The following is a 26,175-nucleotide window of genomic DNA, read 5'->3' on the forward strand; positions in this document are numbered from 1 at the left end:
CCGAGTCGATGTGTAGCGTGGCGCTTCGTGTGTGACGCTGCCTGCACGGCGTCGTGTTGTCGCCGGGACCGACTCGATCGAGTGAAAGCCCCTGTCACCGTGAGGTGCAGGGGCTTCTGTTTGCCGGTTGCGGTTTTCAGTTCAATGCTGCCAGGGTCTCCGGCAGGGTGGCGCCGCCGTCGACGACGAGGGTCTGGCCGGTGACATAGCAGGCATGCTCGGAGGCGAGAAACAGCATGGCGCCGGCAATGTCCTGCGGCTCGCCCAGACGCCCCAGCGGCACGCTGGCGGCGATGCGCGCACTGAGCAGGCTGTCGCCGAGGTTGTCCATCGCCGGGGTGCGGATCATCCCCGGCTCCACGCCATTGACGCGGACACCCAGCGGCGCCAGCTCCAGCGCAGCACTGCGGATGAAGCCATTGACCCCGGCCTTGGACGCGGCGTAGTGGCTCAACCCCGGATAGGCGACTCGCGGCCCGGTTACCGAGGAGGTCACCAGCACGTTGCCGCCGCCCTGGCGGCTGAACAGCGGCAGTGCGCCCTGGCTCAGCCAGAACAGTGCGCTGAGGTTGACCGCCAGCGTGCGCTCGAGAACCTGCGGGGTGATGTCGGCAAACGCTGTCAGCGGAAAGTAGCCGGCGTTGTGCACCAGCACGTCCAGGCGCGGCAGGCTGGCGAGCAGAGTGCTGATGGCTTCGCGATCAGCCAGGTCGATGCCCACTGCCTCGGCGCTCAGGTCGCGTGCGTTCAGTTCGTCGGCCAGTGCCTGGGCGGTGTCCAGACGCAGGTCGGCGATCAGTACCTGGGCACCGCTGGCGGCGAACGCTTCGACGATGCCGCGGCCGATACCCTGGGCGCCGCCAGTGACCAGCACGGTCTGCCCGCTGTAGTCGAAGACCGTGGCCATCAGGCACCTCCCAGGTGGGCGTAGGCCAGCGTCGGTACGTCGACCACGCTCGAGCCGCCATCGGCGACGATGGTCGCGCCGGTGATGATCGAAGCCTCGTCGCCGATCAGGAAACGGCAGACGTTGGCGATCTCCTCGGCGCTGGCGGCGCGCCGCAGCGGCACGTCGGCAGTGACACGGGCGTAGGCTGCGTCGAGATCGTCGCCGTAGTGCTGCATCAACGCCTGCATTTCCTCGTCGGCCATCGGTGTGCGTACCCAGCCCGGGCAGATGCAGTTGACCCGCACGCCCTGTGGGCCATAGTCCCGCGCCAGCGAGCGATTGAGACCGAGCAGCGCATGCTTGGCGGTGGTGTAGCCGCACACCTCGGGGCCGGCGGCGAGTGAGGCGATGGAGCCCAGCAGGACGATGCTGCCGCGCCGCTCGAGCAACAGCGGCAGGCAGGCGCGGGCGCTGTGGAAGGCGCTGTCGAGGTTGCTGCGCAGTGCCGACTGCCAACTCGCGTCGCTGGTCTCGCTGGCGCTGCCCAGGCCATGGCCGCCGGCGCAGCACAGCAGGGCGTCGATCCCTGCTAAGCGAGCGCGGATAGTGGCGATGAAGCCATCCCAGGTGCTGCTGTCGGCAGCATCGCCAACCAGTACCAGACCGCCGGTTGCGGCGGCCACCCGTTGCAGCGGTTCGGCGCGCCGGCCGATCAGCACCAGGTTGGCGCCCTCGGCCGCCAGGCGGCGGGCGCAGGCCTCGCCGATTCCTGTGCCGGCGCCGGTGATGACGACAGTCCTAGTCATCGCCGTACTCCGTGCGATTGAGCAGGTCGCAGTACGAGGACACCGGGAAGTTGGACAGCGCGTCGAAGCGGTCGCCGGCGTAGCCGAAGATCTTGCCGTCGCTGCGGTGGTTCTTCAGGTCGATCATCACCAGGCCCAGGGTCGGCACGATCTTTTCGCGCCAGACGAACAGATACAGCGCGTCGGCGATCTTGTAGTAATGGCAGCGGTCGGTGTCGCACAGGCCCTTCTCGACGCCCTTCAGGCACTGCCAGCTGTAGTAGTCGTCGTTGAGGTAGATGTGCTCGTAGACCTCGGTCGGGCTGTAGCGATAGCGGTTGCGCAGACCGATCAGTTCGCGGCTTGCTGCGTGTGGGCAACTGCCGGGTTGCCAGGGTTTGTCCAGGCTGCCGTGATGGAAGCTGGCTTGCACGCCGGTCAGGGACTTGCCGGCCAGGGCGCGCTCATACAGGCCTTCGCGGGCTTCCTCGGCCTTGGGCAGGGTGCCGATCACGGCGGTGAACGACTGGCTCAGGGTGTCGAGCACCAGGCTGATCGAATGGTCCTTGCCGCCTTCATGCTTGATGAAGTCGACCAGGTAGATGCCATTGCGCACCGAGGTGGCTCGGTAGGGAGCGCTGCCCTGGGAGTGACCATCGGCGGCGACCCAGTGCAGTTGTTCGGCGTCGAAGCGGTGGTCGATTTCCCAGCCATTCTCGAAGAACAGGTTGAAGCGCTGGCCGGCCAGCTCGGCGAGCTGCGGCAGGATGAAGGCGTCAGGGGCGAAGCCGTCGGCCAGGGCGCCAACGGTAATCCAGTCGGAGGTACTCATGGGGATGTTCCTGTTGTGGTGAGTGGAATGTCCGCATGCTGCACCGCGCCTCCTGAGCCGGGTATCAACCGGATGGTTGAGCCGTTTTCCGAGCGTAGGCATGGCGCAGGCTGTACCGCCTCGTGGCAGCGCCAAGCGCCGCTCCCGGCAGACAAGGTCAAGAGCGTTGGCAGGCAGGTGCATGCCTGCCTGCCGGCCAGCAGGTAAGAGTGTCGCCAGAGAATGTCCGTCAGGTCGCAGGTTCGCCTTGCGCCGTATTCTGGAGTGGCACACGCATGTTCAAACACTGGTTTTCCCGGCCAGCGCAAGAGTCGCCGATGACGCTGGTCATCCAGCCCGAGCCGGAACAGCCCACTGCTACCCGCGTCCTGAGCTCCTGGCTCTGTTCACGTCTGCTGCAACTGCTCACCAGCTTGCAACGAGCCACTGCCAGTGGCTTGTCGAGTGGACGTCAGGCCTGTGTGGAAATCGACCGGCGTGGCCAGCAGATGGCTCGAGCGCTGAGCGATTCGGCGCAGCACATGCGCGACAGCCGGTCGCTGGCCGTGGCCATGCAGCATGCCTTGAGCGAACAGTTGCAACAGGCCGAGGGCGATATCCGCCTGCAACTGGACGAGGTCGCGGTACAGGTCACGGCCAAGTCGGAAGAGGTGATCGCGGTGCTGCACGATATCGGCGACATCGCCAAGCAGGTCAATCTGCTGGCACTCAACGCGGCCATCGAATCGGCTCGTGCCGGCGAAGCCGGACGCGGCTTTGCGGTGGTCGCCGATGAGGTCAGGCGCCTGGCTCAGCGCACCTTGCTCAGTGCCCAGGATGCCACGGCGCGCATGGACCTGAGCGATCTGCAGCGGCGCATGCTGGCGGTGTCTGCGCACAGCCAGGGGCGCTTCGTGATGCTGACCCAGCAGCTCAATCTGTCCCTGGAACAGATGGACGGCCTGTTCAGCACCGTGTCGGAGAATGTCGACGGGTTGCAGCAGACCAACCGGGTGATCCTGGAGAGCGTGCCGCAGTTGCGGCAGCGTCTGGATGGCCTGACCGAGCTGGCCGAGCGCGCGGCCCGGCTCGGGCAGGAGGCGGCCACGCTGGACGAGGGCGATGCCGGCCTGCAACGGCTGCTGCGTAGCCAGCATGTCGCCGTCGAGCCGGGCCATGATGCACTGACGACGATCCTGCGGCGCGGATGCATTCGCGTGGCCATCGAGCCGGCTTTCATCGGCTTGTCGTTTCGTAGCGTACCCGGTGAGCCGTTGCGTGGGCTGGATGCCGACTATGTGCGCGCTTTCGGCCAGTGGCTGGGTGTCGAGGTCGAGTTCGTCGAGCACAGCTGGGAGCAATGTCTGTCGGCACTGGATTTCGGCCAGCGGCTTGGCGAGCCACCGGCTGATCTGATGTGGAGTGCGCTGCCGGCCTTGCCGGTGTTCGAGGGGGTAGCCTTTTCCCAGCCCTACAGCGTGGCACCGCTGATCATGGCCAGGCGTTACGGCGAGACGGGCATTCGCAGCCTGGCCGACCTGCAGGGGCGTGTGCTGGGTTGTGGCAACGACCCGCTGGTGCTGGAAACCCTGGCCCGCCTTGGCGTGCGCTGGTCGGCCAATCAGCGTCAGCCGGGCGCTCGCGTCGAACTGGCCAATCTGCTGGTGTTCTCCGATCAGAGCCGAATTCACGATGCCCTGGCCGAGGGGGTGGTCGATGCCTTCGTGGTCGAGCGGACGATCTACCACTGGGCGGCGAACAACCGGCAAAGCCGCTGGCATGGACGAATCGAGCTGTTGCCCGGCGCCATCGGCGAGCGCCAGTGCTGCTACAGCGTCGGCGTGGCGGCACGAAGCGAGAATGCCGCGTTGCTGGCCAAGGTCGATGCGTTCATCGCGCAGTTCCAGGGCAGCGCTCGGCACCGGGAGATCGAGCTGGCCTGGCAAGGTGAAGTCTTCACCGGGGCACTGCCAGGTTTGCCAGCAGACGTGCCCGGCGCTGCGGCGTTGGCCGCCCGTACAGAGTGACACTCCCGCTCGTCACAGCGCGAGCGCGTAAGGACTGCTGGAGACCGTTTTGCCGAAAGCACTGACCCCCTCCGCCGCGAACATCTGTGCCATGGCCGTCGGTCATTTTGCCGAGCATGGCTATGACGCTTCGTCGCTCAACGAGATCGCCCTGCTGGCGGGCATGCGCAAGGCCTCGCTGTATGCGCATTTCGCCAGCAAGGATGCGCTGTTCCACCAGGTCTTCGAGCTGGCGCTGGCCCAGGAGCTGGAGCACGTCGCCGACTGTTTTGCTGATGAGGCGAGCAGTGACGAGATCGTCGGCAAGGTATACGCCCTGCGTCTTCCTTGTCGCTACGTACGCTCTGCGCATCTGCGTTTTCTGTTGCGTACGGCGTTCCTGCCGCCTGCGGACTTGCGCAGCGCCGTCGGTTCCGGCTACGAGGCCTATCTGGCGCGGCTTCGCGCGGCCTTCAGCGACTCGCTGCGGGATCGGTACGCCTGGGCTCGGCGTGATGACGAGCGGGTAGCGGGCTACGCCGAGGCGTACCTGGGCATCATCGACAGCCTGCATGTGGAACTGTTCTACGCCAGCCCCGATACCTGCGTGCGGCGCAGCGAGGCGCTGTTTGGTCTGCTGGGCGATTCGATGTCTCTGGCCACCGAACACTGAGCCGCTGTGGGCCTGCATCGTTGAGGCGCTGCAATGACGTGGCCGTTGTTGCGGTGAGCGAGATGGTCATGCCGCGCTTGTTTCAGCTGCTGCCCGCCGCGTTACGCAGGGCGAGCGGCCGGTGTGTGGCCCTGTGGTCTGTACTTCTGCGTCAGATGAAGAGGGCTGCAACCAGCTCGGTACGGTTGCTCACCGCCTGTTTGCGAAACAGGTTGAGCAAGTGGGTCTTCACCGTGGGCAGGCCGATCCCGAGTCCGCGCGCCAGTTCCTTGTTGCTGGCGCCGTCGCGTAGCAGCAGGGCGATCTGCCGTTCACGCGGGGTCAGCTGCAGCAGGCGATCCTGTGCGTCGGGCAGGCCTTGCGCGGCCATTTGCATCAGCCCGTGCAAGGGCAGCAGGCCCTGCAGTTCATGCGCACTGAACGGACCCTGGTCGGCGTGGCGCAGCAGCGAGATACCCATTACCGGGCGTTCATCGACATGGGCGATCACCTCGACCACGTCGATCACCGCATAGCGCCGGAGAAAACCCTGGTACAGCTGGCCGCTGGCGACCGGCTGGCGACGCAGGCCCTGCTCCAGGGACATCACCGGCAGACCGGATGCTGCGCAGGCCTCGGGGCTGAGCGGGTCGAGATCGCGATAGCCATTGAGGTAGGCAGCGTGCATCGGCGGCTGCATGCCACGCAGTTGAAAGTCGTAGGCCTGCAGGTTGGCATCGATGCGGTAGAAGGCGGCCAGGGAGGCCGGGACGAAATGCTGGAAGGCGCTGAGGCAGTGCTGGCCGAGACTCTGGTAGGTGACGGGGTTCATCGTGGCCTCGGGCAATGAACGGCGTGGGGCGACGGCAGGGCCGCCGCCCGCGTGCATCAGGCGACGGCGTAGTAGTGCTTGACGAAACTGTCGCTGACGATTTCCCACAGGACCGGTGTGCCCTTGGTCACGAACCAGGTATCACCGGCCTTGAAGCGGCTCGCCTGGCCGGTGGACTCGTCGGTCAGGACGACTTCGCCAGTGACCACGGTGGCCTGTTCGTTGAACGGGTAGGTCATGCGGAACTTGCCCTTGGTGGTGCCAAAGTAGGCGGCGCTGACCGGATCGGTCGGGGCGCCGGCGGTCATCTTGCCGAAGCACTTGACCTCGCCTTCGAGGATTTCCGAGCCGAGATCGGCCACGGTGCCCCAGGCGTCCAGCTGGTCGAGGGTGATGCCGTTGGTGATGGCAGTGAGGGACATGGCAGTAACTCCTTGAGAGGTAAGCGAGGGCGCCGCGTCTGGCGCCGGGGTGTCGTTAACGGCGGCCATTCCAGTAGCCGGAAATCTGGTGCCAGGTCTTGCCGCCGGTGAGCAGCAGCGGGCGCAGCTGGTCCTTGCCGATGATGCTGCCGCGCTTGACCGAGCTGATCAGGTCGTAGCGCGCCGACCCTTCGCTCATGCCCTCGGCCAGCACCTTGCAGATGATGTGGCTGGGGGTCACGCCGAAGCCCGAGTAGCCCTGTACGAAGAAGGCGTTGGGGCGGCCCGGCAGGCTGCCGATCTGCGGGAACAGGTTGGCGCTGCAGGCCATCGGTCCGCCCCAGGCCAGGTCGATCTTCACGTCCTTGAGGTAAGGGAAGATCTTCAGCATCAGGTTGCGGTTCCAGGCCTTGAGGTCGCCGGGGATGTGCTCGACCAGCGGCGTGGCAGCGCCGAACAGCAGGCGGTTCTCGTTGGTCACGCGGTAGTAATCGATGACTGGGCGAATGTCGCTATAGGCACCGCGAATCGGGCTGATGCGCTGGATCAGCTCATCCGACAGCGGCTCGGTCATCATCTGGAAGGCATAGGTGTTGATGGTGCTGCGATGCAGTTCCGGCTCCAGCTTGTTGAGGAAGCTGTCGCAGGCCCACAGCAGTTTGCTGGCCTTGACCGAACCCTTGCCGGTGCGCACGGTGATGCGCTCGCCATACTGCACTTCCAGGGCCGGGCTGTATTCGAAGATCTTCACCCCGTAGCTGGCCAGTGCCTTGGCTTCGCCGAGCAGCAGGTTGAGCGAGTGCACGTGGCCGCCACCCATGTGCAGCAGGGCACTGCTGTAGGCATCGGAGCCGATGATCTGCTTGACCTCGGAACCGCCGAGAAAGCGAATCTCGTGGGGCGAACCCAGGGATTTGAACTCCTTCTCCCAGGCGCGCAGGGTTTTCTCCTGGCGGGCGTTGAAACCCATGTAGCCGTAGCCGTGGCAGAAATCGGCATCGATGTCGTACCTGGCGATACGCCCCTTGATGATGTCGGCGCCCATGTCGCTGATCTCGAAGATCTGCCGCAGGCCGGCCTCGCCCACGTCCTTCTTGATCTTTTCCAGGTCGTGACCGATACCGGCCATGATCTGCCCACCGTTGCGCCCGGTGCCACCGAAGCCAAGGTAGCGTCCTTCCAGCACGACGATATTGGTGATGCCTTTTTCGGCCAGCTCCAGTGCGGTGTTGATGCCGGAGAAGCCACCGCCGATCACCACGACGTCCGCTTCCAGGTCCTGATCCAGCGAAGGGAAGCTGAGGTCGTACTTCTTGGTGGCCGTGTAGTAGGTCGGCGTTTCGATATTGATCATGACTGCTGCCTGAAGACGGAAAGGAAGTCCTGTGTGTTGGGGTGATAGTAGTGCCTGCCACCCTGGGAGCGTCTTGTTCCTGCCTGCCGTTAGTTTTGATCCGGACTGACACGCTCGAGCAACTGCGTGACCCGCGCCAGCGCCGCGCCGGCGCATGCCCCGTCGAGCGCTTCGGATGCACCGGAAATGCCGATGGCACCGATGATCTGCCCGGCGTGCCGAAACGGTTCGCCGCCGCCGAACAGGGCCAGCCCCGGTTGCAAGGGCAGGCCCTGGCGTACCGCTGGGGAGCAGCGTTGCAGGCGTTCCTGCCAGGCGTGCGTGGCCAGGCCGAAGCTGACCGCCGTGCGTGCCTTGTTCAGGGCGATGTCGCGGCTCAGCAGCGGCGCGCCGTCCATGTGCGCCATGTGCAGCAGATGGCCGGCGCCATCGACCACGGCGATGCTGACGTTCACGCCAGCGTTCTGGGCGTGCTGCAGTGCGGCCTGCAACGCTGACATGGCCAGGGCAAGACTCAGGCTGGGGGTGTGGCGAAGCAGATCGTTCATGGTGATGTCCAGGCAGGATGAGAGATCATGAACAGCTTAATGAGTCGCGGCAATCAATGCCTGCCGTGATGTCAGCCCTGGACAAGTGCCTGGCAGGCTCGCGCATGCATCGGCCCGAGGCGCAGGGATTTAATGGTGATCCACCTCTCGCCAAGGAGTGTCACCATGAGGTTGCTAGCTGCATTGCTGATCCTGTTGCTGTGCGCTCAGGCACAGGCTCAGGAGGCTCTGCGTGTGCTCAACTGGAAGAACTACATCGATCCCCAGGTGCTGGCGGATTTCGCACAGCAGACCGGGATTCGCGTCGATTACCAGACATTCACGGCTGCCGAAGAACTGGACGCGGCACTGGCTTCGGCTACGCCCTATGACGTGATCGTCCCGTCCCATTTCCAGCTGGGGCGCTTGATTCGCAGTGGCCAGCTGCGCCCGCTGGAGATGGCACGCCTGCCCAATCGGCAAAACATCGCGCCTGGCTTGCTGGCCATGCTGGCGGGTGTCGAGTCGGCTGATCGTTATGCGCTGCCTTACCTGTGGGGCGTGGTCGGCCTGGCCATCGACCCGCAACGCGCCGAAGCCAGCTATGGCGGGCCGCTGCCCAACAGCTGGAGCCTGCTGTTCAGTGAGCGCCAGGCCTCGCGCCTGCGCGGTTGTGGCCTGAGCATGCTGGATGCGCCGGAAGAGACCGCCTCGCTCTGGTTCAACTACCGTGGGCGCAATTTGCCGCAGTATGGCCCGCGGCAGATCGAGCGCAGCTTGCAGCCGTTGCTGAAGATCGGGCCACAGTTGGATGCGCTGGATAACGAAAGCTATATCAAGGCGCTGGGCGAGCGCCGTCTGTGCGTGGCGATGGCCTGGGCCGGGCATGCGCTGACTGCGGCGCAGCGCAATCCCCAGTTGCGTTTTCAGGTGCCGGAGGAGGGGGCGGTGGCCTTCATCGACAGCCTGGCGATCCCGGCCAATGCCACCAATCCTGACCTGGCCTACCGCTTCATGGATTACCTGCTGCAGCCTGAACAGGCGATTCGCAACGCGCGGGTGACCTACTTCTACTCGCCGCTCAAGCCAGAGCTGCAGGTCCACCAGGACCTCGCCACGGAGCGGCCGATGCAGGTGCTGGGTACTGACGAGCGCCGTCGCGTGTACATGCTGGAGAACCTTTCCGCGCAGCAGAAAGAAGCCCTGGATCACTTCTGGGGCGACCTGAAGAAGACCATCCCATGCTGTGCCAGCGACAGATAATTGAACAGCTCCGTAACCGATCATTCAGCGCGAACATGCCAAGTCCTCGTCCTTCCCTGACTCTGACCCTGCTGCAAGCCCGTGAAACGGCGATGCGGTTTTTCCGTCCGCAACTCAACCTGCACGACCTTACCGAGCAGCAATGGCGGGTGATCCGCATCCTGCGTCAGCAGGGCGAGCTGGAGAATCACCAGTTGGCGCGTCTGGCCTGCATCCTCAAACCGAGCATGAGCGGCGTGCTGGCACGGCTGCAGCGTGATGGCCTCGTCGGGCGGCGCAGGATGCTCGAGGACCAGCGGCGAGTGCTGGTCAGCCTGACGGAACAAGGCGAGCAGTGTTTCGCCTCGATGAGCGTCGAAATGGAGAAGAACTACCAGCGTATCCAGCAGCAGATGGGTGAGGAGAAACTGGCGACCTTGCTGGAGCTGCTGCGCGAGTTGCGCGGAGTGAAGCCCTAGGGTGGGAGAGGTTCTTTATGTCCAGCATGACCCCTCCTGGGAAGGTGGACGGCTGACGCGTTGTCCACCCTGCGACTCAGGTGGTCGCGATGCTCGTCACTCGCTCTGCAGCCGTTGCCGGCTGAAGTTCGCCAACACGGCCGTCGCCCCCTGGAAATCGCTCTCGGCCGCCAGTGCCAGGGCATTCACCTGGGCGCGCTCCTGTTCGATCACATAGTCCCAGAAGCGCTGGCTGGCGCTGTCGTCTTGAGCCGGCAGGGCTTCGAGCTCTGCCAGATAGCGCTCGGTCGCACCGGCCAGCACCTGGATGAACGTCGCGTTGAACAACCGGGCGAAAGCCAGCGAGGCGCCGGCCTTGAGGCCGCCGCGGTGCTCATTGCGCAGGCTCTGGCGGCTGGCTTCGTCGGCATAGCGTGCGTGCTGCATGGCTTCCAGCTCGGCATAGGCTTGCCAGAATTCGCCCTGCGCCGTGCCGATATGCCGTTCGGCCAGTTGTGGCACCACCTGGCGAGCGACGGCGCGGTTGGCCAACTCCTGGTCGAGCGCCTGGTGATAGACACTGTCTTCGGCCTGGGCGCCGTTCGCCAAACCGAGCAGGCAGAGCAGGGGAGCGAGTAGCGTGCGGGAGCGGGGCATGTGGTTCTCGTAAGACATGGTGGGTGCCGCGTGATGGGCACAGGATCGGACTGCTAGTTCGGATTGACGCGGTTCATGGCCGGGCGTGCAGCCGAGCACTCAAAAAAATGGCCCGGTCAGGGGCCATAAGGGTGACAAGCCTGCGGGGTGTGGCGGGGCTCAGGAGATACCCAGGCACATGTATTTCTGCTCGATATAGTCGTCGATACCGTAGTGCGAGCCTTCACGGCCCAGGCCCGACTGCTTGATGCCGCCGAACGGCGCGACCTCGGTGGAGATCAGCCCTTCGTTGACACCGACCATGCCGTATTCCAGCGCTTCGCTGACGCGCCAGGCTCGACCCAGATCGCGGGTGTACAGGTAGGAGGCGAGGCCGAACTCGGTGTCGTTGGCCATGGCGATGGCCTCGGCCTCGCTGTCGAAGCGGAAGATCGGTGCCAGCGGGCCGAAGGTTTCGTCGCGTGCGACCAGCATCTCGGGGGTGACGTCGCCGAGCACGGTAGGTTCGAAGAAGCTGCCGCCAAGCGCATGCGGCTTGCCACCGGCGAGCACCTTGGCGCCTTTGCTCACGGCGTCCTGGATATGCTCTTCGACCTTGGCCACGGCCTTGGCGTTGATCAGCGGGCCCTGCTGGGCGCCGTCATCACCCGCCGGAGCGACCTTCAGAGCATTCACTGCCTCGACCAGACGCTGGCTGAACTCGTCGTACACGCCGTTCTGCACCAGCAGACGGTTGGTGCACACGCAGGTCTGCCCGCTGTTGCGGAACTTGGAGCCGATGGCGCCCTGCACGGCGGCATCCAGATCGGCATCGTCGAAGACGATGAACGGCGCATTGCCGCCCAGTTCCAGTGACACTTTCTTGATGGTCTCGGCGCATTGCGCCATCAGCAGTTTGCCGATGCCGGTGGAGCCGGTGAAGGACAGCTTGGCCACGTCCGGGTTGCCGGTCAGCTCGCCGCCAATGGCGCGCGAGTCATTGCCGGGGACGATGTTCAGCACGCCAGCCGGGATGCCGGCGCGCTCGCCCAGTACCGCCAGGGCCAGGGCCGACAGCGGGGTTTCCGAAGCGGGCTTGAGCACCACGGTGCAGCCGGCGGCCAGGGCCGGGCCGACCTTGCGGGTGATCATGGCGTTGGGGAAGTTCCACGGGGTGATCGCCGCGACCACGCCGATGGCTTGCTTGATCACCACCAGGCGACGGCCTTGCTTGTCATGCGGGATGACGTCGCCGTAGACACGCTTGGCTTCTTCGGCGAACCACTCGATGAAGCTGGCGCCGTAGGCGATCTCGCCACGGCTTTCGGCCAGCGGCTTGCCCTGTTCCCAGCTGAGCAGGCGGGCCAGGTCTTCCTGGTTGGCCATGATCAGGTTGTACCAGTTGCGCAGGATGGCGCTGCGTTCCTTGGCGGTCTTCTCGCGCCAGGCGGGCAGGGCCGCTTTCGCCGCGGCAATGGCGCGGGCGGTCTCTGCCTGGCCGACGGCGGCCACGTCGGCGATCAGCTCGCCATTGGCCGGGTTGGTCACGGCGAAGCGCGTTGCGTTGTCCGCCTCGACCCATTGGCCATCGATATAGGCCTGTTCGCGCAGCAGGTTCAGATCGGTGAGTTTCATGTCGTTCTCTTGCAAATGCTGGCGGGGCGGGTCAGTAAACGCCGCCGCCACTGGTGGACGGTGCCGGAGCATCCTTGAAGGCGCTGGCCAGGGTCTGCAGGCCGCGCATCAGTACGGTGGTGTCGACGCCTACGGCGACGAATCTGGCGCCCAGTTCGATATAGCGACGGGCCAGGCTCTGATCGGCACTGAGGATGCCGGCGGCCTTGCCGGCCTTGCCGATACGCACGATGGCGTCTTCGATGGCGGCTTGCACGTCGGGGTGACCGGGGTTGCCGCGATGGCCCATGGAGGCACTGAGGTCAGCCGGGCCGATGAACACGCCATCGACGCCATCGACGGCGACGATCTCATCGAGCCTGGCCAGACCGTCGAGGTTCTCGATCTGCACCAGCAGGCACATCTGCGCGTCAGCCTGGTCCAGGTAGCCGGGGATGCTGTTCCAGCGCGAGGCACGCGCCAGGGCGCTGCCGACACCACGCACGCCGCTCGGCGGATAATGCATGGCGCGCACCAGCTCACGGGCTTGCTCGGCGCTCTCTACCATCGGCACCAGCAGGGTTTGTGCGCCAATGTCGAGAATCTGCTTGAGCAACGCGGTGTCGCCGATCACCGGGCGGATAACCGGCTGAGAGGCGTACGGCGCCACGGCCTGCAACTGGCCGAGCAGGCCGCGCAGGTCGTTGGGCGCGTGTTCGCCGTCGATCAGCAGCCAGTCGAAGCCGGCGTTGGCCGCCAGCTCCGCGCAGTACGGATCGGCCAGGCCGAGCCACAGGCCGATCTGCGCCTCGCCCGATTGCAGGCGTTGCTTGAAGGTGTTGATGGGCATGTCCATGGGGGCTCCTTCGGAGAGCTGCAAGGCACAAGCTTCAAGCGGCAAGCGAGCGCTGCTGTTCTTGTGGCTTGAAGCTTGCCGCTTGTGGCTTAGATAAACCGGCAGGCGATGCTGCCGAGCATGTCGTAGTCGACGTGGAAGGTATCGCCCGGATTGGCCGCCACCGGACGGGTGAACGAGCCGCCGAGGATGATCTGGCCCGGTTCCAGGGTGACGTCGTACGGCGCCAGTTTGTTGGCCAGCCAGGCCACGCCCTTGGCCGGGTGGTTGAGTACCGCGGCGGATACCCCGGACTCCTCGATCACGCCGTTGCGGTAGAGCACCGCCGGCACCTTGCGCAGGTCGATCTCGGTCGGGCGCACGGCACGGCCACCCATGACCACGCCGGCGTTGGCGGCGTTGTCGGAGATGGTATCGAACACCTTGCGCGTGACCTGGGTTTCCGGGTCGAGCTGCTGGATGCGCGCGTCGATGATCTCCAGCGCCGGAATCACCCACTCGGTGGCGTCGAGCACGTCGAAGATCGTCACGTTCGGGCCTTTCAGCGGCTTGCCGAGGATGAATGCCAGTTCCACTTCCACGCGCGGCACGATGAAGCGCTCGAAGGGGATGTCGCTGCCTTCATCGAACAGCATGTCGTCGAGCAGGGCGCCGTAGTCCGGTTCGCTGATGTTCGACGACACCTGCATGGCGCGCGAGGTCAGGCCGATCTTGTGGCCGACCAGCTTGCGTCCGTCCCTGATCTTCTGCGCGACCCAGGCGCGCTGGATGGCGTAGGCATCCTCGATGGTGATCGCGGGGTGGTCCAGGGAGAACTGGCGAACCTGCTGGCGCGAGCGCTCGGCGGCGTCGAGGCGGGCGGCAGCCTGCTGGATGAGGGTCGAGTCGAGCATGGCGGATCTCTCTTGAGCGGTAGGCGCGCAGTGCTTCGGGCAGATACGCGGCAGTGGTGTCGAGTCGCGCAGGGAGGGCGCGGGTTAGGTGTTGAACAGCGGGTGCAGACTGCTGTGCTTGCCGTCGTAGACCTGTCCGGAGCTTTCGTCGATCTGCAGCGTGAGACCGATCGGGCGCTGCTGCTGCAGGGCATCCAGGTACTGACGCAAGGTGGCCAGCAGGCTGTCGCCAACCTGCTTGTGCACGGCCGCGCTGCGGCCGGCACCCATGCGCAGGTTGGCGTAGAGAAAGCCGTAGTCGCCCTTGCCGTCGGCCACGGCACTGTGCGTGGCGGGGTAGGCCAGCACACGGGTGCCACCAGTGGGGAACACGGCCTTGCCGCTTTCGTCGCGCTGTTCGAGCATGCTGTCGGCCAGCGCGCGGCACAGGCCGGGAATGTCGGCCTGGCTTTCCAGGTCCGGGGTGTACAGCAGCACCAGGTGGGGCATTGCAGTGTCCTCGCAAAGGCAGGAGCGGTTCAGTCGAGCTTCAGTCAGTCGTCTGTCGTGGCGGCAGCCGCTCCCGCTGGGGGTTACAGTCGGCTGGTCGAAGGCACGCTGGCCGGTTGGGAGGCGCTCGGCGCGGGAATGGCCGAACCGTCCTGCGCGGTGACCGGGAAGATGGCGTTGATCTGCCCGGTGCCGGAGGCGGCGAAGTAGGGAGTGAGTACTTCCACCTGGCCGTCGTAGTTCGACCAGCCCAGCGCCCCGAGCAACTTGGCGGTGTCGTGCATGAAGCCTTCACCGTGGCCCTTGGCGGCGTACTCCGGGAGCATGGCGCAGAAGTCTTGCCATTCGCCGTTCTGCCACATCTGGATCACGCGCTGGTCGAGCGTCTCCAGGAACGGGCTCCAGATCCGGGTGGCGAACTCCGGTGCCTGGCCGTTCTGTGCGAAGCGGTGCGACAGCGAGCCGCTGGCGAGAAATGCCACGGTCCCGTCGTAGTGCTCTTCCACTGCCTTGCGCATGGCCCAGCCGAGGCGGGCGCTGTCATTGAGGTAGTGCGAGGTGCACAGCGAGGAGACCGAAATCACCTTGAAGTGCTGGTCCTGGTTCATGTAGCGCATCGGCACCAGGGTGCCGTACTCCGGCGCCAGGGTGGTGGCGTCGTGGGCCATGGTCTCCACGCCCATGCGGTTGCACTCGGCGGCGAGGATCTTGCCCAGTTCGGGGTTGCCCGGGAACTCGTACGGCATGTTGCTGATGAAGTGCGGCAGCTCGTTGCTGGTGTACAGACCCTTGAAGTGCGGCCCGCAGTTGATGTGGTAGCCGGCGTTGACCAGCCAGTGGGTGTCGAACACCACGATGGTGTCCACGCCCAGCTCGCGGCAGCGCCTGCTGATCTCGATGTGGCCGTCGATGGCCGCCTGACGGAACCCCTGGCGCGGGCCGGGGAACTCGGAGATGTACATCGAGGGGACGTGGGTGATCTTGGCAGCCAGAGCGAGTTTGCCCATGGTGATTCTCCTGCTGGAAAGTCCGTTGCAACGGCGCTTTCGTGCTTGATTGTGGTTGTTCGCACGTCCGGCAAAATCTTCGTTGCGTCGTCCGCATCCCCCTCCAGCGGAAGGGGATGCAATCCGCGCATTCGTCGCGTGTGCAGACCGTCGAGGCTAAGGCAACGGTCGCTCAGGTGCGAACGGCTTTTCAGAGGCCCCAGCGCGGAATGTGGTGGCTGCCCATGGAAATGCACACGTTCTTGATCTCGGCGAATACCTCGAAGCTGTACTCGCCGCCTTCACGGCCGGTGCCCGAACCCTTCACACCACCGAACGGCTGGCGCAGGTCGCGTACGTTCTGGCTGTTGATGAAGACCATGCCGGCTTCGATGCCGCGCGCCAGGCGATGGGCCTTGCCGATGTCCTGGGTCCAGATGTAGGAAGCCAGGCCGTACTCGGTGTCGTTGGCCAGGCGCAGGGCTTCGGCTTCGTCCTTGAACTTGATCAGGCAGGCCACCGGGCCGAAGATTTCTTCCTGGGCAATGCGCATGCGGTTGTCGACGTCGGCGAATACGGTCGGCTGGATGAACTGACCCCTGGCCAGATGCGCGGGCAGGCCAGCCGGACGCTCCAGGCCGCCAGCGACCAGATTGGCACCTTCCTCGATGCCGATCCTGATGTAGCCGGTGACCTTGTCGTAGTGCGCCTGGGTGATCATCGAACCGACCTGGGTCTTCGGGTCGGTGGGGTCGCCGACGATCAGGCGTTTGGCGCGTGCGGCGAACTCGGCGACGAACTGGTCGTAGACGCTTTCCTGGATGAAGATGCGCGAACCGGCGGTGCAGCGCTCACCGTTCAGCGAGAAGATGGTGAACAGCGCGGCATCGAGGGCACGGTCGAGGTCGGCGTCGTCGAAGATCAGCACCGGGCTCTTGCCACCCAGTTCCATCGAGTATTTCTTCAGACCAGCGGTCTGCATGATCCTGCGCCCGGTGGCGGTGCCGCCGGTGAAGGAGATGGCGCGTACGTCGGGGTGACGCACCAGCGCATCGCCGGCGGTGGCGCCATAGCCCTGGACCACGTTGAGCACGCCCGGCGGAATGCCGGCCTCCAGGGCCAGGCGGCCCAGCTCGTTGGCCGTCAGTGGCGACAGCTCGCTCATCTTCAGTACCGCGGTGTTGCCCAGTGCCAGGCACGGTGCGGTCTTCCAGGTGGCGGTCATGAACGGCACGTTCCATGGCGACACCAGGCCGCATACGCCGACCGGCTGGTACAGGGTGTAGTTGAGCATCTGGTCGTCGACCGGATAGCTGTGGCCGTCCATGCGCGTGCAGACTTCGGCGAAGAAGTCGAAGTTGTGCGAGGCGCGCGGGATCAGCACGTTCCGGGTCTGGTGAATGGGCAGGCCGGTGTCGAGGGTTTCCAGCTCGGCCAGCTTGGGCACGTTCTGGTCGATCAGCTCACCCAGCTTGCGCATCAGCCTGGCGCGTTCCTTGGCAGGGGTGTTGGCCCACTTGGGGAAGGCTGCCTTGGCGGCGGCCACGGCCAGGTCGATTTCCTCGGCCCCACCGCTGGCGACTTCGCCAATGGCTTCGGTGGTGGCGGGGTTGTAGTTGGTGAAAGTCTCTTTGCTCTCGACTTCCTTGCCGTTGATCCAGTGCTTGATCATGATTCTGTACCTTGTGCGTGTTATCGGCCGCGGGCGGCGAAGAATTCGGATTCGCTGACGATGCGGTTGACCAGGCGGCCAACGCCTTCCACTTCCACCACCACTTCATCGCCCGGCACCACGTCGGCCAGGCCTTCCGGCGTGCCGGTGGCGATCATGTCGCCCGGCTGCAGGGTCATGAAGCTGGAGAAGTATTCGATGAGATAGGGGATGTCGAAGATCATGTCGGCGGTGCTGCCTTCCTGTTTCAACTCGCCGTTGATCCAGGTGCGCAGCCTGAGCCTGGACGGGTCCGGCACTTCGGCTGCATCGACGATCCACGGGCCCACCGGGGTGGTGCAGTCACGGTTCTTCACCCGCAGGTTGGGCCGGTAGTAATTCTCCAGGTAGTCGCGGATCGCGTAGTCGTTGCAAACGGTGTAGCCCGCCAGGTACTCGAGGGCGTCCTCGCGCTTGACGTTCTTCGCCGGCTTGCCGATCACGGCGACCAGTTCGCACTCGTAGTGCATGTACTTGACGTTGTCGGGGCGCCAGGTGACCTGGTTGTGGCCGGTATAGGTGCCCGGCGACTTGATGAACGCCAGCGGTTCGGTCGGCGCCTTGAAGGCCAGCTCGGCGGCGTGGTCGGCGTAGTTCAGGCCGAGGGCGAACATGCTGCCTTCAGCAGGTGCCAGCCACTCGACATCGGCTTCGGCGAGCAGGCGACCATCGGCCAGGCGCACGGCGTTGTCTGTCTCGACGGTGACGGCGTGAATTTCATCCTGGTAGCGGATGCGGGCGTGTTTCATGGTGCTCTCCTTATTCCGCGACGATGGTGTTGGTCAGCCGGCCCAGGCCACTGATTTCCACCACGACTTCATCGCCGGGCTGCACGTCGACGCGGCCTTCCGGGGTGCCGGTGATCAGCACGTCGCCTTCATGCAGGGTCATGAACTCGCTGAGTTCGGTGATCAGTTGCGGGATGCTGCGCACGAAGTTGGCCGTGCTGTTTTCCTGGCGCACTTCGCCGTTGACCAGCAGGGTCAGGGTCAGGTTGTGCGGGTTGCTCAGCGCGACCACGTCGCTGCTCAGGGCGCAGAAACCGTCACGGCATTTGGCCTTGACGGCCGGGCGGTAATAGCTGTCTTCCGGCAGGCTGAATTCATTGACGATCAGGTAGCCGGCGACATGCTTCATCGCCTCGGCTTCGCTGACGCGGCTGGCGGTCTTGCCGATCACCACGCCCAGGGCAGGCCCCGGCTGCAGGCGTTCGCCGGCCGGCATGAACACGGCCTGACCATCACCATTGCGGGTATTGGGGGTCTTGATGAACAGCACCGGCTTGACCGGTGGCTTCTGATAGGGCGGCTCGTTGAACTCGGCCAGCCGGCTTTGCAGCAGCCCTTGGTAGTTCAGCGCGATGCCGAACAGAGTGCCTGTGGCGATGTCGCTAGCGGCGTGACGCATGCTTCACTCCTGGATCGATCTGGGAAGCTCCCAGTGCATAAAGGCAGTGGTGCCGAACTATCGGTTCGGTACCGGTAAATCGTTAACATGCTAATGTTATAGTTAACATATTAACTTTGGTCAAGTCATGCTCCCTGTCGAGCCTCGGCTGTGTGCTCATTAAACGGTGCTTCGCCCGTCATTTATTGTCTGGGGCTGCCAATGTGCTTGACTTGGCTTGCCAGGCCGACGCGTGTGACTCACTGGTGTTTGCGTCGGCTGGGCAGAAATTGTTTAAATTCCTATCTATTTCTGACACCGCCGGAGAATCGACTCGTCCATGGCTGCCCCACGTCCCTCCCTGACTCTTACCCTGCTGCAGGCGCGCGAAGCGGCCATGGGCTTCTTCCGTCCTTCGCTGAACCAGCACGGATTGACCGAGCAGCAATGGCGGATCATTCGGATCCTGCGGCAATCCGGAGAAATGGAGATCCATCAGTTGGCCAGCCAGGCCTGCATCCTCAAGCCGAGCATGACCGGCGTGCTGTCGCGGATGGAGCGCGATGGTGTGGTGCGGCGCTGGAAGTCGGCGCAGGATCAGCGTCGTGTCTTCGTCGGCCTGACCGAGCAGGGGCAGCAGTGCTTCGTGTCGATGAGCGAGGACATGGAGCGCAACTACCAGCGTATCCTCGAGCAGTTCGGCGCGGAAAAGCTCCAGCAACTGTTCGGCCTGCTCAACGAGCTCAAGCAGATCAAGCCTTGAAGCGCATGTGATGGCGAGCCGCCCGCCGATCCCCAATATCGATATCGGCCAGGTCTATGACCAGCGCTATGCCGATTCCGAAGTGCATTACGAGGCGCTGGGCAAGCTGGCGGACTTCTTCGGGCGCAACATGCCGGTTCATCGACACGATCGGTTCTTCCAGGTGCATTACGTCAAGAGTGGCAGCGTGCGCGTCTACCTCGACGACCAGCGCTACGTGCAGCAGGGACCTATGTTCTTTCTCACGCCGCCGACCATCGCCCATGCATTCGTCACCGAGGCTGCCAGCGATGGCCATGTGATCACCGTGCGCCAGCAGCTGGTCTGGCCGCTGTTGCAGGAGGTGGTCGGGCTGGCTCCCGGCGCGCAGCTCGCGCCGATCTGCGTGGCAATCGGTGAGCTGGGAGAGGCGTATCGCGATGAAGTGCTGCGCCTGAATCTGCTGTTCGACCAGTTGCGCGGCGAGTTTTCCGCTGCCCGGCCAGGGCGCGAAACGGCCTTGCAGGCGCTGACGCGGCTGATCTTCATCGGTCTGTTGCGTCTGTCGGAGCGCTCCCTGTCAGCGCAGCCGGCGCGGCGCGAGGACATGCATATCTTCCAGCGCTTCAATCAACTGGTCGAGGCGCATTACCTGCAGCATCTGCCCCTGGCCGATTATGCGCGCCTGCTGGGGGTGACCGAGGCGCGCCTCAACGATGTCTGCCGGCGTATCGCCGACATGCCGTCCAAACGCCTGGTGTTCGAGCGCCTGATGCAGGAGGCCAAGCGCCTGCTGCTGTTTACCGCCTGCAGTGTCAACGAGATCTGCTACCAGCTGGGGTTCAAGGACCCGGCCTACTTCAGTCGCTTCTTCTCCCGGCATGCCGGCGTCACGCCGGGCGAATACCGCTTGCGTAGCCGGGCTGACGGCATCTGAAGGCAGCGCAGCAGGGCGTAGCCGGTTCGCATCTGGTTCGCATGTCAATCCAGTGACCGGTTGGCGCAGGGCAGGCCGCATGCTCCCGAGTGCCCTGGCACGGATTCATTCGAGGGGCGATGCACGCGGCTGCGTGCGTGCCCGGCCGGCGCCGGGCACGCACGAGGTTACAGCAGGGGCAGGGTGTAGCTGACGATCACGCGGTTCTCGTCGATATCCACGGCGCCCGGGCCGGTGACCTGCCCGGCACGGTAGGTCACGTTGCGCAGGTGTACGCGCAAGCCCTTCAGGGTGCTGTCCTGGAAGGTGTAGACCAGGTCGCTGTTGCGTTCCCACTCTTTGCCATTGTTGCCGGCGCTGCTTTCGATGTCGTAACCGCTGATATAGCGGGTCATGAAGGTCAGGCCGGGAATGCCCAGGCCGACGAAGTCGTAGTCGTAGCGCAGTTGCCAGGCATCTTCGTTCTGCCGGTTGAAGGTCCAGTAGGTCGACAGGTTGGTGCTGTACGGATCGGCGCCGGTGATCACGCCGAGCACCGAATCACCGGACATGCGCTGGAAGCCGGCAGCGAACTTATGCGCGCCGGCGCTCAGGGTGAACATGCCGTTGAGGAAGTGGTTCCTGCCAACGCCGCTGGCATCGTAATCGGTCTGGAAATAGCGCAGATCGCTGCGCAGGTTCAGCCCCTCAGCCAGCGGCAGGTTATGGACCAGGCCTGCGAAATGCTGCTTGTAGGTGTTGTCATAGCGACCGTAGTAGTAGCTGGCGGTCAGCTGTGGATTGACGGCATAGCTGCCACCGAGCAGGTCGAAGCTATCGATGTCGTTAGGGAAGTCCTGACGGTGGCTCTGGTCGCGCAGGTTGTACTCGGTAAGGCGACCGGCATGCAGGGTCAGCCCCGCGATTTCCTGCGAGGTGAGCAGGCCGCCGCTGTAGGTTCCGGGCAGCAGGCGGGTGTTGTTGTACTGCACGACCGGTAACAAGGGCTGCAGGGTGCCCAGGTGCAGGGTGCTCTTGGATAGGCGGGCCTTGGCCGTCACGCCCAGTTCGCTGTAGTCATCCACCGGGCTGCCATCGCTTTCCAGCGGCAGCATACCGATGCCACCACCGCCGCTGGCGCCGTTGACCCGCCCTTTGCCGGAGTCCAGACGTACGCCGAGCATGCCGATCACGTCGGCGCCGAAGCCGACCGTGCCTTCGCTGTAGCCGGATTCCAGACGTGCGATGAACCCCTGGGCCCAGACTTCGCCGTAGGAGGTGGCGGTGCCTGGCTCACGGTAGTCGCGGTTGAGGTACATGTTGCGCAGTTCGAGGCTGGCTTTGCTGTCGTCGAGCAAGGCGGCGAGGGCATTGCCGCTGACGATCCAGGAGCCTGCGAGCATGCAGGAGAGCAGGGGGAGTGAAGGTGCTTTTCGAGTCATTGTTGTTATCTCTGAGGCTATGTTAAGTGCCCGCCATACCGCTGCCGCGAAGCAGGAGTGGCGAAATGAACCTAGCATCAAATTAATATGTTAACAATAAGGCTGGATTTTCCATGGGCTTTCATGGCGAGTGGTTTGCTGCTTTGAAGGTGTTCAATTCGTTGAAAATAAACGATAAATCATTGATTTTTGACCGTTGCTGGTCGTCGCCTAAGCGGTGTTCGACACCAGTAGTGATTGACATTGTTCGTAAATTTATTAGCTTATTAACGTAATAGCGCTTCACCCAGACCGGCGTCGTACTGCGTGCGCATGGTTACAACAACAAAATGGAGCTACCGCATGAAATCCCTTTACTCCGCCTTTCTGTGTGTGGCACTGACTGCTGCCGGCTCCTGCGCTCAGGCGCAGACGGTCAAGCTGAAGGTCGCTCATTTCCTTCCTTCCACGTCCAATGCTCAGGCCAACATCATCGAGCCCTGGTGTGCCCAGCTGGAAAAGGAGTCGGCTGGCCGTATCCAGTGTCAGATCTACCCGTCGATGCAACTGGGCGGCACCCCGGCGAAGCTGGCGGACATGGCGCGCAATGGCGTGGCGGATATCGTCTGGACGGCGCCGGCCTATTCCGCCGGGAAGTTCCCGCGAGTCGAGGCGCTGGAGCTGCCCTTCGTCCTGCCCTATGGCGGCAAGGCTGGTAACGCGATCATCTGGGATTACTACGAGCAGTACGCCAAGGATGATTTCCAGGGCTACAAGGTGCTGGTGGTGCATGGCGATGGCGGCATGAGCCTGCATACCCGTGGCAAGCGGGTGAATACCCTGGCCGACCTCAATGGCCTGAAGCTGCGTGCTTCCAGTCGTACTGCGGCAAAAACCATCGAGAGCCTGGGTGCCACCCCGGTGAGCATGCCGCCGGCGCAGATGACCGAGGCCATTTCCAAGGGCGTGGTCGACGGTGCGCTGGCCGCCTGGGAGGTGGTGCCGGCGACCAAGCTGGATGAAGTCACCCAGTTCCACAGTGTCACCCCGGAAGGGCAACCGGCGTTCGGCTATACCGTGCTGACCATGCTGATGAACCAGCGCAGGTTCGATGCTCTGCCGGCGGATCTGCAGGCCATCATCGAGCGTAACAGCGGCAAGGCGTTGTCCGAGCGCTTTGCCGAGGCCTGGGACAAGGCCACGGAAGCTGCCGAGTCAGCAGCTCCAGAGGCCGCTCTGGCCCGCATCGAACCCGCTGCCTATGCAGAGATGCAGAAGGCGTCGGCCAGTGCCATCGAGCAATGGATCGGTGAAGCCAATGGCAAGAACCTCGACGGAAAGGCGCTGATCGACGGCGTCCGCAACCTGGCCGCTGGTAATCGGTAGTCCTGATCATGAACGAGTCGCTGTCCTTCGACGGCAGTTCGCCCGCAGGGCATGGTCGTCTGTACCGTGCCCTGTACTATCCGGCGCAGGGCTTTGCGCTGGGCGGTGGGTTGCTGCTGCTGTTACTCATCGGTATGTCGCTGGTTTCCATTGTCGGCCGCAAGCTGCTGTCTGCACCCATTCGCGGTGATATCGAATTGATGGAAATTGGCGCTGCCATCGCCATTGCAGCCTTCTTGCCGCTATGCGAGCTGCGCGGTGCGCATATCAAGGTGGATGCCTTCACCCTGGCCGTTTCCCCTGCGTTGCGGCGTCTGCTGGATACCTTCGCCCATCTCGCTTGCCTGCTGGTGGCGCTGCTGCTGGCCTGGCGCACGGGGCTGCAGGCACTCGACAGCCGGGAGTACGGCGACGTTTCCACGCTGCTGTCGATTCCGTTGTGGATTCCCCTGCTGTTCATCGTGCCCAGTCTGTTGTTGCTGGCCATGTGCGCTCTGGCGCGTGTCTTCGAGCTGTATCAGCGTCCCGGAGGTCGTCCATGAGCGGTCTGAGTCTCGGCCTGATCGCACTGGCCATCACCATGATCCTGCTGGTGCTGCGCGTGCACATCGGCATCACCATGATGGTCGGTGGCGTGGCCTGCTTCTGGGCGGTCAATGACGGCGATCTGTCGGCGCTGCTGTTCACCCTCAACAACCTGGTCTACTCGCGCCTGTCCAACTATGACCTGGCGGTGATTCCGCTGTTCGTGCTGATGGGCCAGTTCGCCACCCATGGTGGGTTGTCGCGCTCCATCTTTCGCTGCGCTTCAGCCTTTATCGGGCACTGGCGCGGCGGCATGGGCATGTCGGCGATCGGTGCCTGCGCCGGCTTCGGCGCAATCTGCGGCTCGTCGTTGGCAACCTCGGCGACCATGAGCCATGTCGCCCTGCCTGAACTGCGTCGCTACAACTACTCCGGGCGCCTGGCCACGGCCACCGTGGCAGCCGGCGGGACACTGGGTATTCTGATTCCGCCGTCGGTGCCGCTGATCATCTATGCGGTACTGACCCAGGAGTCGATCGCCAGCCTGTTCGTGGCTGCCGTGGTTCCAGGGCTGATGGCCGTGGTGGGCTACATGCTGGTGCTGCGCATCATGGTCGCTCGCGAAGGGCACGGCGAGCACGAGCAGGCCAAGGCCAGCGCAGCCGAACGGCTCAAGGCCTTCGCCAGCGTGGTGCCGGTGATCGGCGTGTTCCTCGTGGTGATCATCGGTATCTACGGGGGCTGGTCGAACCCGACCGAAGCGGCCTCCATCGGCGCAGCGGCCTGCGGTCTGCTCGCGGTGTTCCAGGGCGGCATGCGCTGGGCCGGTATCCGCGCGAGCCTGCTGGGCACGGCGGAAACCACGGCGATGATCTTCCTCGTGCTGCTCGGCGCCGACCTGCTCAATTCCGGCTTGGCGCTGACGCAGATGCCGGCCGAACTGGCCGCCTGGGTACTGGCCAGCGGCATGGAGCCGATGCTGGTGCTGGTCGCCATCCTGGTGCTGTACCTGGTGCTGGGCATGGTCATGGATTCGCTGGCGATGATCCTGCTGACCATCCCGATCTTCTACCCGGTGATCATGGGCCTGGACTTCTTCGGCATGAGCCAGGTGGACAAGTCGATCTGGTTCGGCATTCTCGCCCTGATGGTGGTGGAGATCGGTCTGGTCACCCCGCCCATGGGCATGAACCTGCTGATCGTGCAGCGCACGGCAGGCGATGTGCCGCTGATGGATATGGCGCGCGGGGTGATTCCATTCCTCTGTTCCGACCTGCTGCGCATCGTGCTGCTGGTGGCCTTCCCCGGGCTCTGCCTGTGGTTGCTTTCGCTCTGATCTCCACTGTGCGACCTGGCCGCCTGCGGGCGGCTTTTTTTCATCGCTTGCAGGAGCCCGTATGTCCTTCGTCGATAAACCGCGTCGCCTGATCGTCCTGCTCGCGGCACTGGTGGCGTTCGGGCCCTTGTCGATCGACATGTACCTGCCCAGCCTGCCGCTGATCGCCAGCGACCTGGGGGCGAGCGAGCGGCAGGTGCAACTGAGCATCGGTCTGTTCCTGGCTGGATTCAGCCTGGGCATGCTGTTCTATGGACCACTCTCGGATCGTTATGGCAGGCGTCGCCTGCTGCTTGGCGGCATCTGTCTGTACCTGCTGGCCAGCCTGGGCTGCGCGCTGGCCGCCACGGCGGAGCAACTGCTGGTCTGGCGCCTGCTGCAGGCGCTCGGTGGGGCGTCGGCCTCGGTGCTGGCGCGGGTGATCGTGCGTGACCTGTTCCCACTCGACGACGCGGCGCGGGTACTTTCGCTGATGCAGCAGGTGACGATGATTGCCACCCTGCTGGCGCCGCTCATCGGCAGCTACCTGATCATGTTCGATGGCTGGCGGCTCATCTTCGTCTTCCTGCTGGGATTCGCCGCTCTGTGTCTGGTGCTGGTGGCCTGGCGCGTGCCGGAAACCCATCCGCTCGACGCGCGCGGCTCCTCGGCGTTTGCCGCATTCCGTGCCTATGGCGAGATCGCCCGGCAGCCGCGGGCACTGGGTTACATCCTGTGCATGGGCCTGGCGTTCGGCGGCATGTTCGCCTTCATCACTGCATCGCCCTTCGTCTACATCCAGTATTTCGGCATTTCCCCGCAGCAATATGCCTGGCTGTTCGGCCTGAATATCGCCGGCATCATGAGCATGAGTTTTGCCAATGCCCGTCTGGTGGGGCGGCTCGGTGCACAGCGCATGCTTGGCCTGGGGGCCGGTGTCGCAGTGTTGTCCGGGCTGGCGCTGCTGGCCTTCACCGCCCTGGGCGTGGGTGGTTTGACGGCTTTGGCGCTGTGCGTGCTGCTGTACGTCAGTGTTACCGGCATGCTCGGTGCCAACTGCCTGGCCTGTCTGATGGCCATCTTTCCGCGCCAGGCCGGCGCGGCGGCTGGCCTGGCGGTGGCATCGCAGTTCGCCGTGGGGACCTTCTGCAGTGCCCTGGTGGGCGCCTTGTATGACGGCACGCCCTGGCCGATGGGACTGGTGGTCGGGTTGGCTGGAGTGGGCGTGTTGCTGGCCTATCGCCTGAGCCGACTCGACTAGTGAGGCATTGCTGCTCGCGGTAGGCGCGGCTTCAGCCGCGAGCCGCGCTTATGTCCGGTT

General features: G+C 64.3%; 27 protein-coding genes and 1 pseudogene. 11 read left to right on the top strand and 17 right to left on the bottom strand.

What is annotated here, in order from left to right; genetic code table 11:
* Positions 1-136: 136 nt before the first annotated feature.
* From EWH21_RS06935 to EWH21_RS06945, 3 genes are read right to left on the bottom strand one after another with little or no spacing between them, the layout of a single operon-like run.
* On the bottom strand, positions 137-907 hold the full coding sequence (locus tag EWH21_RS06935) for an SDR family oxidoreductase (protein ID WP_277700137.1): 771 nt from the start codon (positions 905-907) through the stop codon (positions 137-139).
* A complete protein-coding gene (locus EWH21_RS06940; RefSeq protein WP_277700138.1) occupies positions 907-1,695 on the bottom strand; it encodes an SDR family oxidoreductase in 789 nt (262 codons plus the stop codon). Before EWH21_RS06940 ends, EWH21_RS06935 begins: the two co-directional genes overlap by 1 nt.
* Positions 1,688-2,506, bottom strand: coding sequence for a molybdenum cofactor biosynthesis F family protein (locus EWH21_RS06945; RefSeq protein WP_277700139.1), 819 nt, complete (start codon positions 2,504-2,506; stop codon positions 1,688-1,690). The genes EWH21_RS06940 and EWH21_RS06945 overlap by 8 nt, the downstream gene beginning before the upstream one ends.
* A gap of 629 nt (positions 2,507-3,135) precedes the next feature.
* Between EWH21_RS06945 and EWH21_RS23990 the strand changes: the two are divergent.
* The 3 genes and pseudogenes from EWH21_RS23990 to EWH21_RS06955 all read left to right on the top strand — a co-directional run.
* Positions 3,136-3,483: pseudogene (locus tag EWH21_RS23990) on the top strand (methyl-accepting chemotaxis protein); the annotation flags it as partial.
* A 30-nt stretch (positions 3,484-3,513) separates the two neighbouring features.
* On the top strand, positions 3,514-4,512 hold the full coding sequence (locus EWH21_RS23995) for a transporter substrate-binding domain-containing protein (protein WP_347177591.1): 999 nt from the start codon (positions 3,514-3,516) through the stop codon (positions 4,510-4,512).
* A 49-nt stretch (positions 4,513-4,561) separates the two neighbouring features.
* Positions 4,562-5,164, top strand: coding sequence for a helix-turn-helix domain-containing protein (locus EWH21_RS06955; protein ID WP_347177586.1), 603 nt, complete (start codon positions 4,562-4,564; stop codon positions 5,162-5,164).
* 151 nt (positions 5,165-5,315) lie between these two features.
* Here EWH21_RS06955 and EWH21_RS06960 read toward each other — a convergent pair whose 3' ends face one another.
* The 4 genes from EWH21_RS06960 to EWH21_RS06975 all read right to left on the bottom strand — a co-directional run bounded on the left by EWH21_RS06960 (position 5,316) and on the right by EWH21_RS06975 (position 8,299).
* The gene (locus tag EWH21_RS06960; protein ID WP_277700141.1) at positions 5,316-5,975 is read right to left on the bottom strand and encodes a helix-turn-helix transcriptional regulator; all 660 of its coding nucleotides are present in this window, start codon (positions 5,973-5,975) and stop codon (positions 5,316-5,318) included.
* Between the two features lie 56 nt (positions 5,976-6,031).
* Positions 6,032-6,397, bottom strand: coding sequence for a cupin domain-containing protein (locus tag EWH21_RS06965; RefSeq protein ID WP_210390585.1), 366 nt, complete (start codon positions 6,395-6,397; stop codon positions 6,032-6,034).
* 55 nt (positions 6,398-6,452) lie between these two features.
* The gene (locus tag EWH21_RS06970; protein ID WP_179553611.1) at positions 6,453-7,751 is read right to left on the bottom strand and encodes an FAD-binding oxidoreductase; all 1,299 of its coding nucleotides are present in this window, start codon (positions 7,749-7,751) and stop codon (positions 6,453-6,455) included.
* An 89-nt stretch (positions 7,752-7,840) separates the two neighbouring features.
* A complete protein-coding gene (locus EWH21_RS06975) occupies positions 7,841-8,299 on the bottom strand; it encodes a heme-binding protein (protein WP_277700142.1) in 459 nt (152 codons plus the stop codon).
* Between the two features lie 165 nt (positions 8,300-8,464).
* On the opposite strand from EWH21_RS06975, the gene EWH21_RS06980 reads away from it, so the two are divergent.
* Together EWH21_RS06980 and hpaR (EWH21_RS06985) are read left to right on the top strand one after the other, a co-directional pair.
* Complete coding sequence (locus EWH21_RS06980; protein ID WP_277700143.1) at positions 8,465-9,541, top strand: extracellular solute-binding protein; 1,077 nt, start codon at positions 8,465-8,467, stop codon at positions 9,539-9,541.
* A gap of 35 nt (positions 9,542-9,576) precedes the next feature.
* On the top strand, positions 9,577-9,999 hold the full coding sequence (hpaR, locus tag EWH21_RS06985; RefSeq protein WP_210390589.1) for a homoprotocatechuate degradation operon regulator HpaR: 423 nt from the start codon (positions 9,577-9,579) through the stop codon (positions 9,997-9,999).
* A gap of 96 nt (positions 10,000-10,095) precedes the next feature.
* Here hpaR (EWH21_RS06985) and EWH21_RS06990 read toward each other — a convergent pair whose 3' ends face one another.
* The 9 genes from EWH21_RS06990 to EWH21_RS07030 all read right to left on the bottom strand — a co-directional run bounded on the left by EWH21_RS06990 (position 10,096) and on the right by EWH21_RS07030 (position 18,570).
* Positions 10,096-10,635, bottom strand: a complete 540-nt coding sequence (locus EWH21_RS06990) for a hypothetical protein (RefSeq protein WP_277700144.1) — start codon at positions 10,633-10,635, stop codon at positions 10,096-10,098.
* Between the two features lie 159 nt (positions 10,636-10,794).
* On the bottom strand, positions 10,795-12,249 hold the full coding sequence (locus EWH21_RS06995; protein WP_277700145.1) for an NAD-dependent succinate-semialdehyde dehydrogenase: 1,455 nt from the start codon (positions 12,247-12,249) through the stop codon (positions 10,795-10,797).
* Positions 12,250-12,280: 31 nt separating this feature from the next.
* Positions 12,281-13,084, bottom strand: coding sequence for a 4-hydroxy-2-oxoheptanedioate aldolase (gene hpaI / locus EWH21_RS07000; protein ID WP_277700146.1), 804 nt, complete (start codon positions 13,082-13,084; stop codon positions 12,281-12,283).
* Between the two features lie 89 nt (positions 13,085-13,173).
* Entirely contained in the window at positions 13,174-13,977 is an 804-nt protein-coding gene (gene hpaH / locus EWH21_RS07005; protein WP_179553618.1) for a 2-oxo-hept-4-ene-1,7-dioate hydratase, read from the bottom strand.
* 84 nt (positions 13,978-14,061) lie between these two features.
* A complete protein-coding gene (locus EWH21_RS07010; protein ID WP_179553619.1) occupies positions 14,062-14,466 on the bottom strand; it encodes a 5-carboxymethyl-2-hydroxymuconate Delta-isomerase in 405 nt (134 codons plus the stop codon).
* 83 nt (positions 14,467-14,549) lie between these two features.
* Entirely contained in the window at positions 14,550-15,473 is a 924-nt protein-coding gene (gene hpaD, locus EWH21_RS07015) for a 3,4-dihydroxyphenylacetate 2,3-dioxygenase (RefSeq protein ID WP_277700147.1), read from the bottom strand.
* 190 nt (positions 15,474-15,663) lie between these two features.
* A complete protein-coding gene (hpaE, locus tag EWH21_RS07020) occupies positions 15,664-17,124 on the bottom strand; it encodes a 5-carboxymethyl-2-hydroxymuconate semialdehyde dehydrogenase (RefSeq protein WP_277700148.1) in 1,461 nt (486 codons plus the stop codon).
* Positions 17,125-17,144: 20 nt separating this feature from the next.
* Positions 17,145-17,912 (bottom strand): fumarylacetoacetate hydrolase family protein, encoded by a 768-nt coding sequence (locus tag EWH21_RS07025; protein WP_179553622.1) that lies wholly within the window; start codon positions 17,910-17,912, stop codon positions 17,145-17,147.
* 10 nt (positions 17,913-17,922) lie between these two features.
* Positions 17,923-18,570, bottom strand: coding sequence for a fumarylacetoacetate hydrolase family protein (locus EWH21_RS07030; protein WP_277700149.1), 648 nt, complete (start codon positions 18,568-18,570; stop codon positions 17,923-17,925).
* Positions 18,571-18,889: 319 nt separating this feature from the next.
* Between EWH21_RS07030 and hpaR (EWH21_RS07035) the strand changes: the two genes are divergently transcribed.
* The gene (hpaR, locus tag EWH21_RS07035) at positions 18,890-19,312 is read left to right on the top strand and encodes a homoprotocatechuate degradation operon regulator HpaR (RefSeq protein ID WP_179553624.1); all 423 of its coding nucleotides are present in this window, start codon (positions 18,890-18,892) and stop codon (positions 19,310-19,312) included.
* Positions 19,313-19,322: 10 nt separating this feature from the next.
* Positions 19,323-20,228 carry a 4-hydroxyphenylacetate catabolism regulatory protein HpaA gene (hpaA, locus tag EWH21_RS07040; RefSeq protein ID WP_277700150.1) on the top strand — a complete coding sequence of 302 codons (906 nt, stop codon included), beginning with the start codon at positions 19,323-19,325 and terminating at the stop codon, positions 20,226-20,228.
* 167 nt (positions 20,229-20,395) lie between these two features.
* Here hpaA and EWH21_RS07045 read toward each other — a convergent pair whose 3' ends face one another.
* Positions 20,396-21,610 (bottom strand): OprD family porin, encoded by a 1,215-nt coding sequence (locus tag EWH21_RS07045; RefSeq protein WP_277700151.1) that lies wholly within the window; start codon positions 21,608-21,610, stop codon positions 20,396-20,398.
* A gap of 381 nt (positions 21,611-21,991) precedes the next feature.
* On the opposite strand from EWH21_RS07045, the gene EWH21_RS07050 reads away from it, so the two are divergent.
* The 4 genes from EWH21_RS07050 (at position 21,992) to EWH21_RS07065 (ending at position 26,115) form a co-directional block, all read left to right on the top strand.
* Positions 21,992-23,014: a TRAP transporter substrate-binding protein gene (locus tag EWH21_RS07050; RefSeq protein ID WP_277700152.1), complete on the top strand. Its 1,023-nt coding sequence runs from the start codon at positions 21,992-21,994 to the stop codon at positions 23,012-23,014.
* Between the two features lie 8 nt (positions 23,015-23,022).
* On the top strand, positions 23,023-23,556 hold the full coding sequence (locus EWH21_RS07055) for a TRAP transporter small permease subunit (RefSeq protein WP_210390599.1): 534 nt from the start codon (positions 23,023-23,025) through the stop codon (positions 23,554-23,556).
* Positions 23,553-24,875 carry a TRAP transporter large permease gene (locus tag EWH21_RS07060; RefSeq protein WP_179553629.1) on the top strand — a complete coding sequence of 441 codons (1,323 nt, stop codon included), beginning with the start codon at positions 23,553-23,555 and terminating at the stop codon, positions 24,873-24,875. The genes EWH21_RS07055 and EWH21_RS07060 overlap by 4 nt, the downstream gene beginning before the upstream one ends.
* A 61-nt stretch (positions 24,876-24,936) precedes the next feature.
* Positions 24,937-26,115, top strand: a complete 1,179-nt coding sequence (locus tag EWH21_RS07065; RefSeq protein ID WP_277700153.1) for a Bcr/CflA family multidrug efflux MFS transporter — start codon at positions 24,937-24,939, stop codon at positions 26,113-26,115.
* Positions 26,116-26,175: the final 60 nt, after the last annotated feature.

It is taken from the genome of Pseudomonas sp. REST10 (assembly GCF_029542605.1).
Classification (GTDB): Bacteria; Pseudomonadota; Gammaproteobacteria; order Pseudomonadales; family Pseudomonadaceae; genus Aquipseudomonas; species Aquipseudomonas khazarica.

What these genes read in the sequence shown, in the direction of transcription:
- EWH21_RS07050 (WP_277700152.1), top strand. Translation starts at nt 21,992, where the DNA reads ATGAAATCCCTTTACTCCGCCTTTCTGTGTGTGGCACTGACTGCTGCC.
- EWH21_RS06965 (WP_210390585.1), bottom strand. Translation starts at nt 6,397, where the DNA reads ATGTCCCTCACTGCCATCACCAACGGCATCACCCTCGACCAGCTGGAC.
- hpaI (WP_277700146.1), bottom strand. Translation starts at nt 13,084, where the DNA reads ATGGACATGCCCATCAACACCTTCAAGCAACGCCTGCAATCGGGCGAG.
- hpaR (WP_179553624.1), top strand. Translation starts at nt 18,890, where the DNA reads ATGGCTGCCCCACGTCCCTCCCTGACTCTTACCCTGCTGCAGGCGCGC.
- EWH21_RS06970 (WP_179553611.1), bottom strand. Translation starts at nt 7,751, where the DNA reads ATGATCAATATCGAAACGCCGACCTACTACACGGCCACCAAGAAGTAC.
- EWH21_RS06935 (WP_277700137.1), bottom strand. Translation starts at nt 907, where the DNA reads ATGGCCACGGTCTTCGACTACAGCGGGCAGACCGTGCTGGTCACTGGC.
- EWH21_RS06980 (WP_277700143.1), top strand. Translation starts at nt 8,465, where the DNA reads ATGAGGTTGCTAGCTGCATTGCTGATCCTGTTGCTGTGCGCTCAGGCA.
- EWH21_RS07060 (WP_179553629.1), top strand. Translation starts at nt 23,553, where the DNA reads ATGAGCGGTCTGAGTCTCGGCCTGATCGCACTGGCCATCACCATGATC.
- EWH21_RS07010 (WP_179553619.1), bottom strand. Translation starts at nt 14,466, where the DNA reads ATGCCCCACCTGGTGCTGCTGTACACCCCGGACCTGGAAAGCCAGGCC.
- EWH21_RS06975 (WP_277700142.1), bottom strand. Translation starts at nt 8,299, where the DNA reads ATGAACGATCTGCTTCGCCACACCCCCAGCCTGAGTCTTGCCCTGGCC.
- EWH21_RS07065 (WP_277700153.1), top strand. Translation starts at nt 24,937, where the DNA reads ATGTCCTTCGTCGATAAACCGCGTCGCCTGATCGTCCTGCTCGCGGCA.
- EWH21_RS06995 (WP_277700145.1), bottom strand. Translation starts at nt 12,249, where the DNA reads ATGAAACTCACCGATCTGAACCTGCTGCGCGAACAGGCCTATATCGAT.
- EWH21_RS07045 (WP_277700151.1), bottom strand. Translation starts at nt 21,610, where the DNA reads ATGCTCGCAGGCTCCTGGATCGTCAGCGGCAATGCCCTCGCCGCCTTG.
- hpaA (WP_277700150.1), top strand. Translation starts at nt 19,323, where the DNA reads ATGGCGAGCCGCCCGCCGATCCCCAATATCGATATCGGCCAGGTCTAT.
- hpaD (WP_277700147.1), bottom strand. Translation starts at nt 15,473, where the DNA reads ATGGGCAAACTCGCTCTGGCTGCCAAGATCACCCACGTCCCCTCGATG.
- EWH21_RS07030 (WP_277700149.1), bottom strand. Translation starts at nt 18,570, where the DNA reads ATGCGTCACGCCGCTAGCGACATCGCCACAGGCACTCTGTTCGGCATC.
- EWH21_RS06960 (WP_277700141.1), bottom strand. Translation starts at nt 5,975, where the DNA reads ATGAACCCCGTCACCTACCAGAGTCTCGGCCAGCACTGCCTCAGCGCC.
- EWH21_RS06940 (WP_277700138.1), bottom strand. Translation starts at nt 1,695, where the DNA reads ATGACTAGGACTGTCGTCATCACCGGCGCCGGCACAGGAATCGGCGAG.
- hpaH (WP_179553618.1), bottom strand. Translation starts at nt 13,977, where the DNA reads ATGCTCGACTCGACCCTCATCCAGCAGGCTGCCGCCCGCCTCGACGCC.
- EWH21_RS06990 (WP_277700144.1), bottom strand. Translation starts at nt 10,635, where the DNA reads ATGCCCCGCTCCCGCACGCTACTCGCTCCCCTGCTCTGCCTGCTCGGT.
- EWH21_RS07025 (WP_179553622.1), bottom strand. Translation starts at nt 17,912, where the DNA reads ATGAAACACGCCCGCATCCGCTACCAGGATGAAATTCACGCCGTCACC.
- EWH21_RS07055 (WP_210390599.1), top strand. Translation starts at nt 23,023, where the DNA reads ATGAACGAGTCGCTGTCCTTCGACGGCAGTTCGCCCGCAGGGCATGGT.
- hpaE (WP_277700148.1), bottom strand. Translation starts at nt 17,124, where the DNA reads ATGATCAAGCACTGGATCAACGGCAAGGAAGTCGAGAGCAAAGAGACT.
- EWH21_RS06945 (WP_277700139.1), bottom strand. Translation starts at nt 2,506, where the DNA reads ATGAGTACCTCCGACTGGATTACCGTTGGCGCCCTGGCCGACGGCTTC.
- hpaR (WP_210390589.1), top strand. Translation starts at nt 9,577, where the DNA reads ATGCCAAGTCCTCGTCCTTCCCTGACTCTGACCCTGCTGCAAGCCCGT.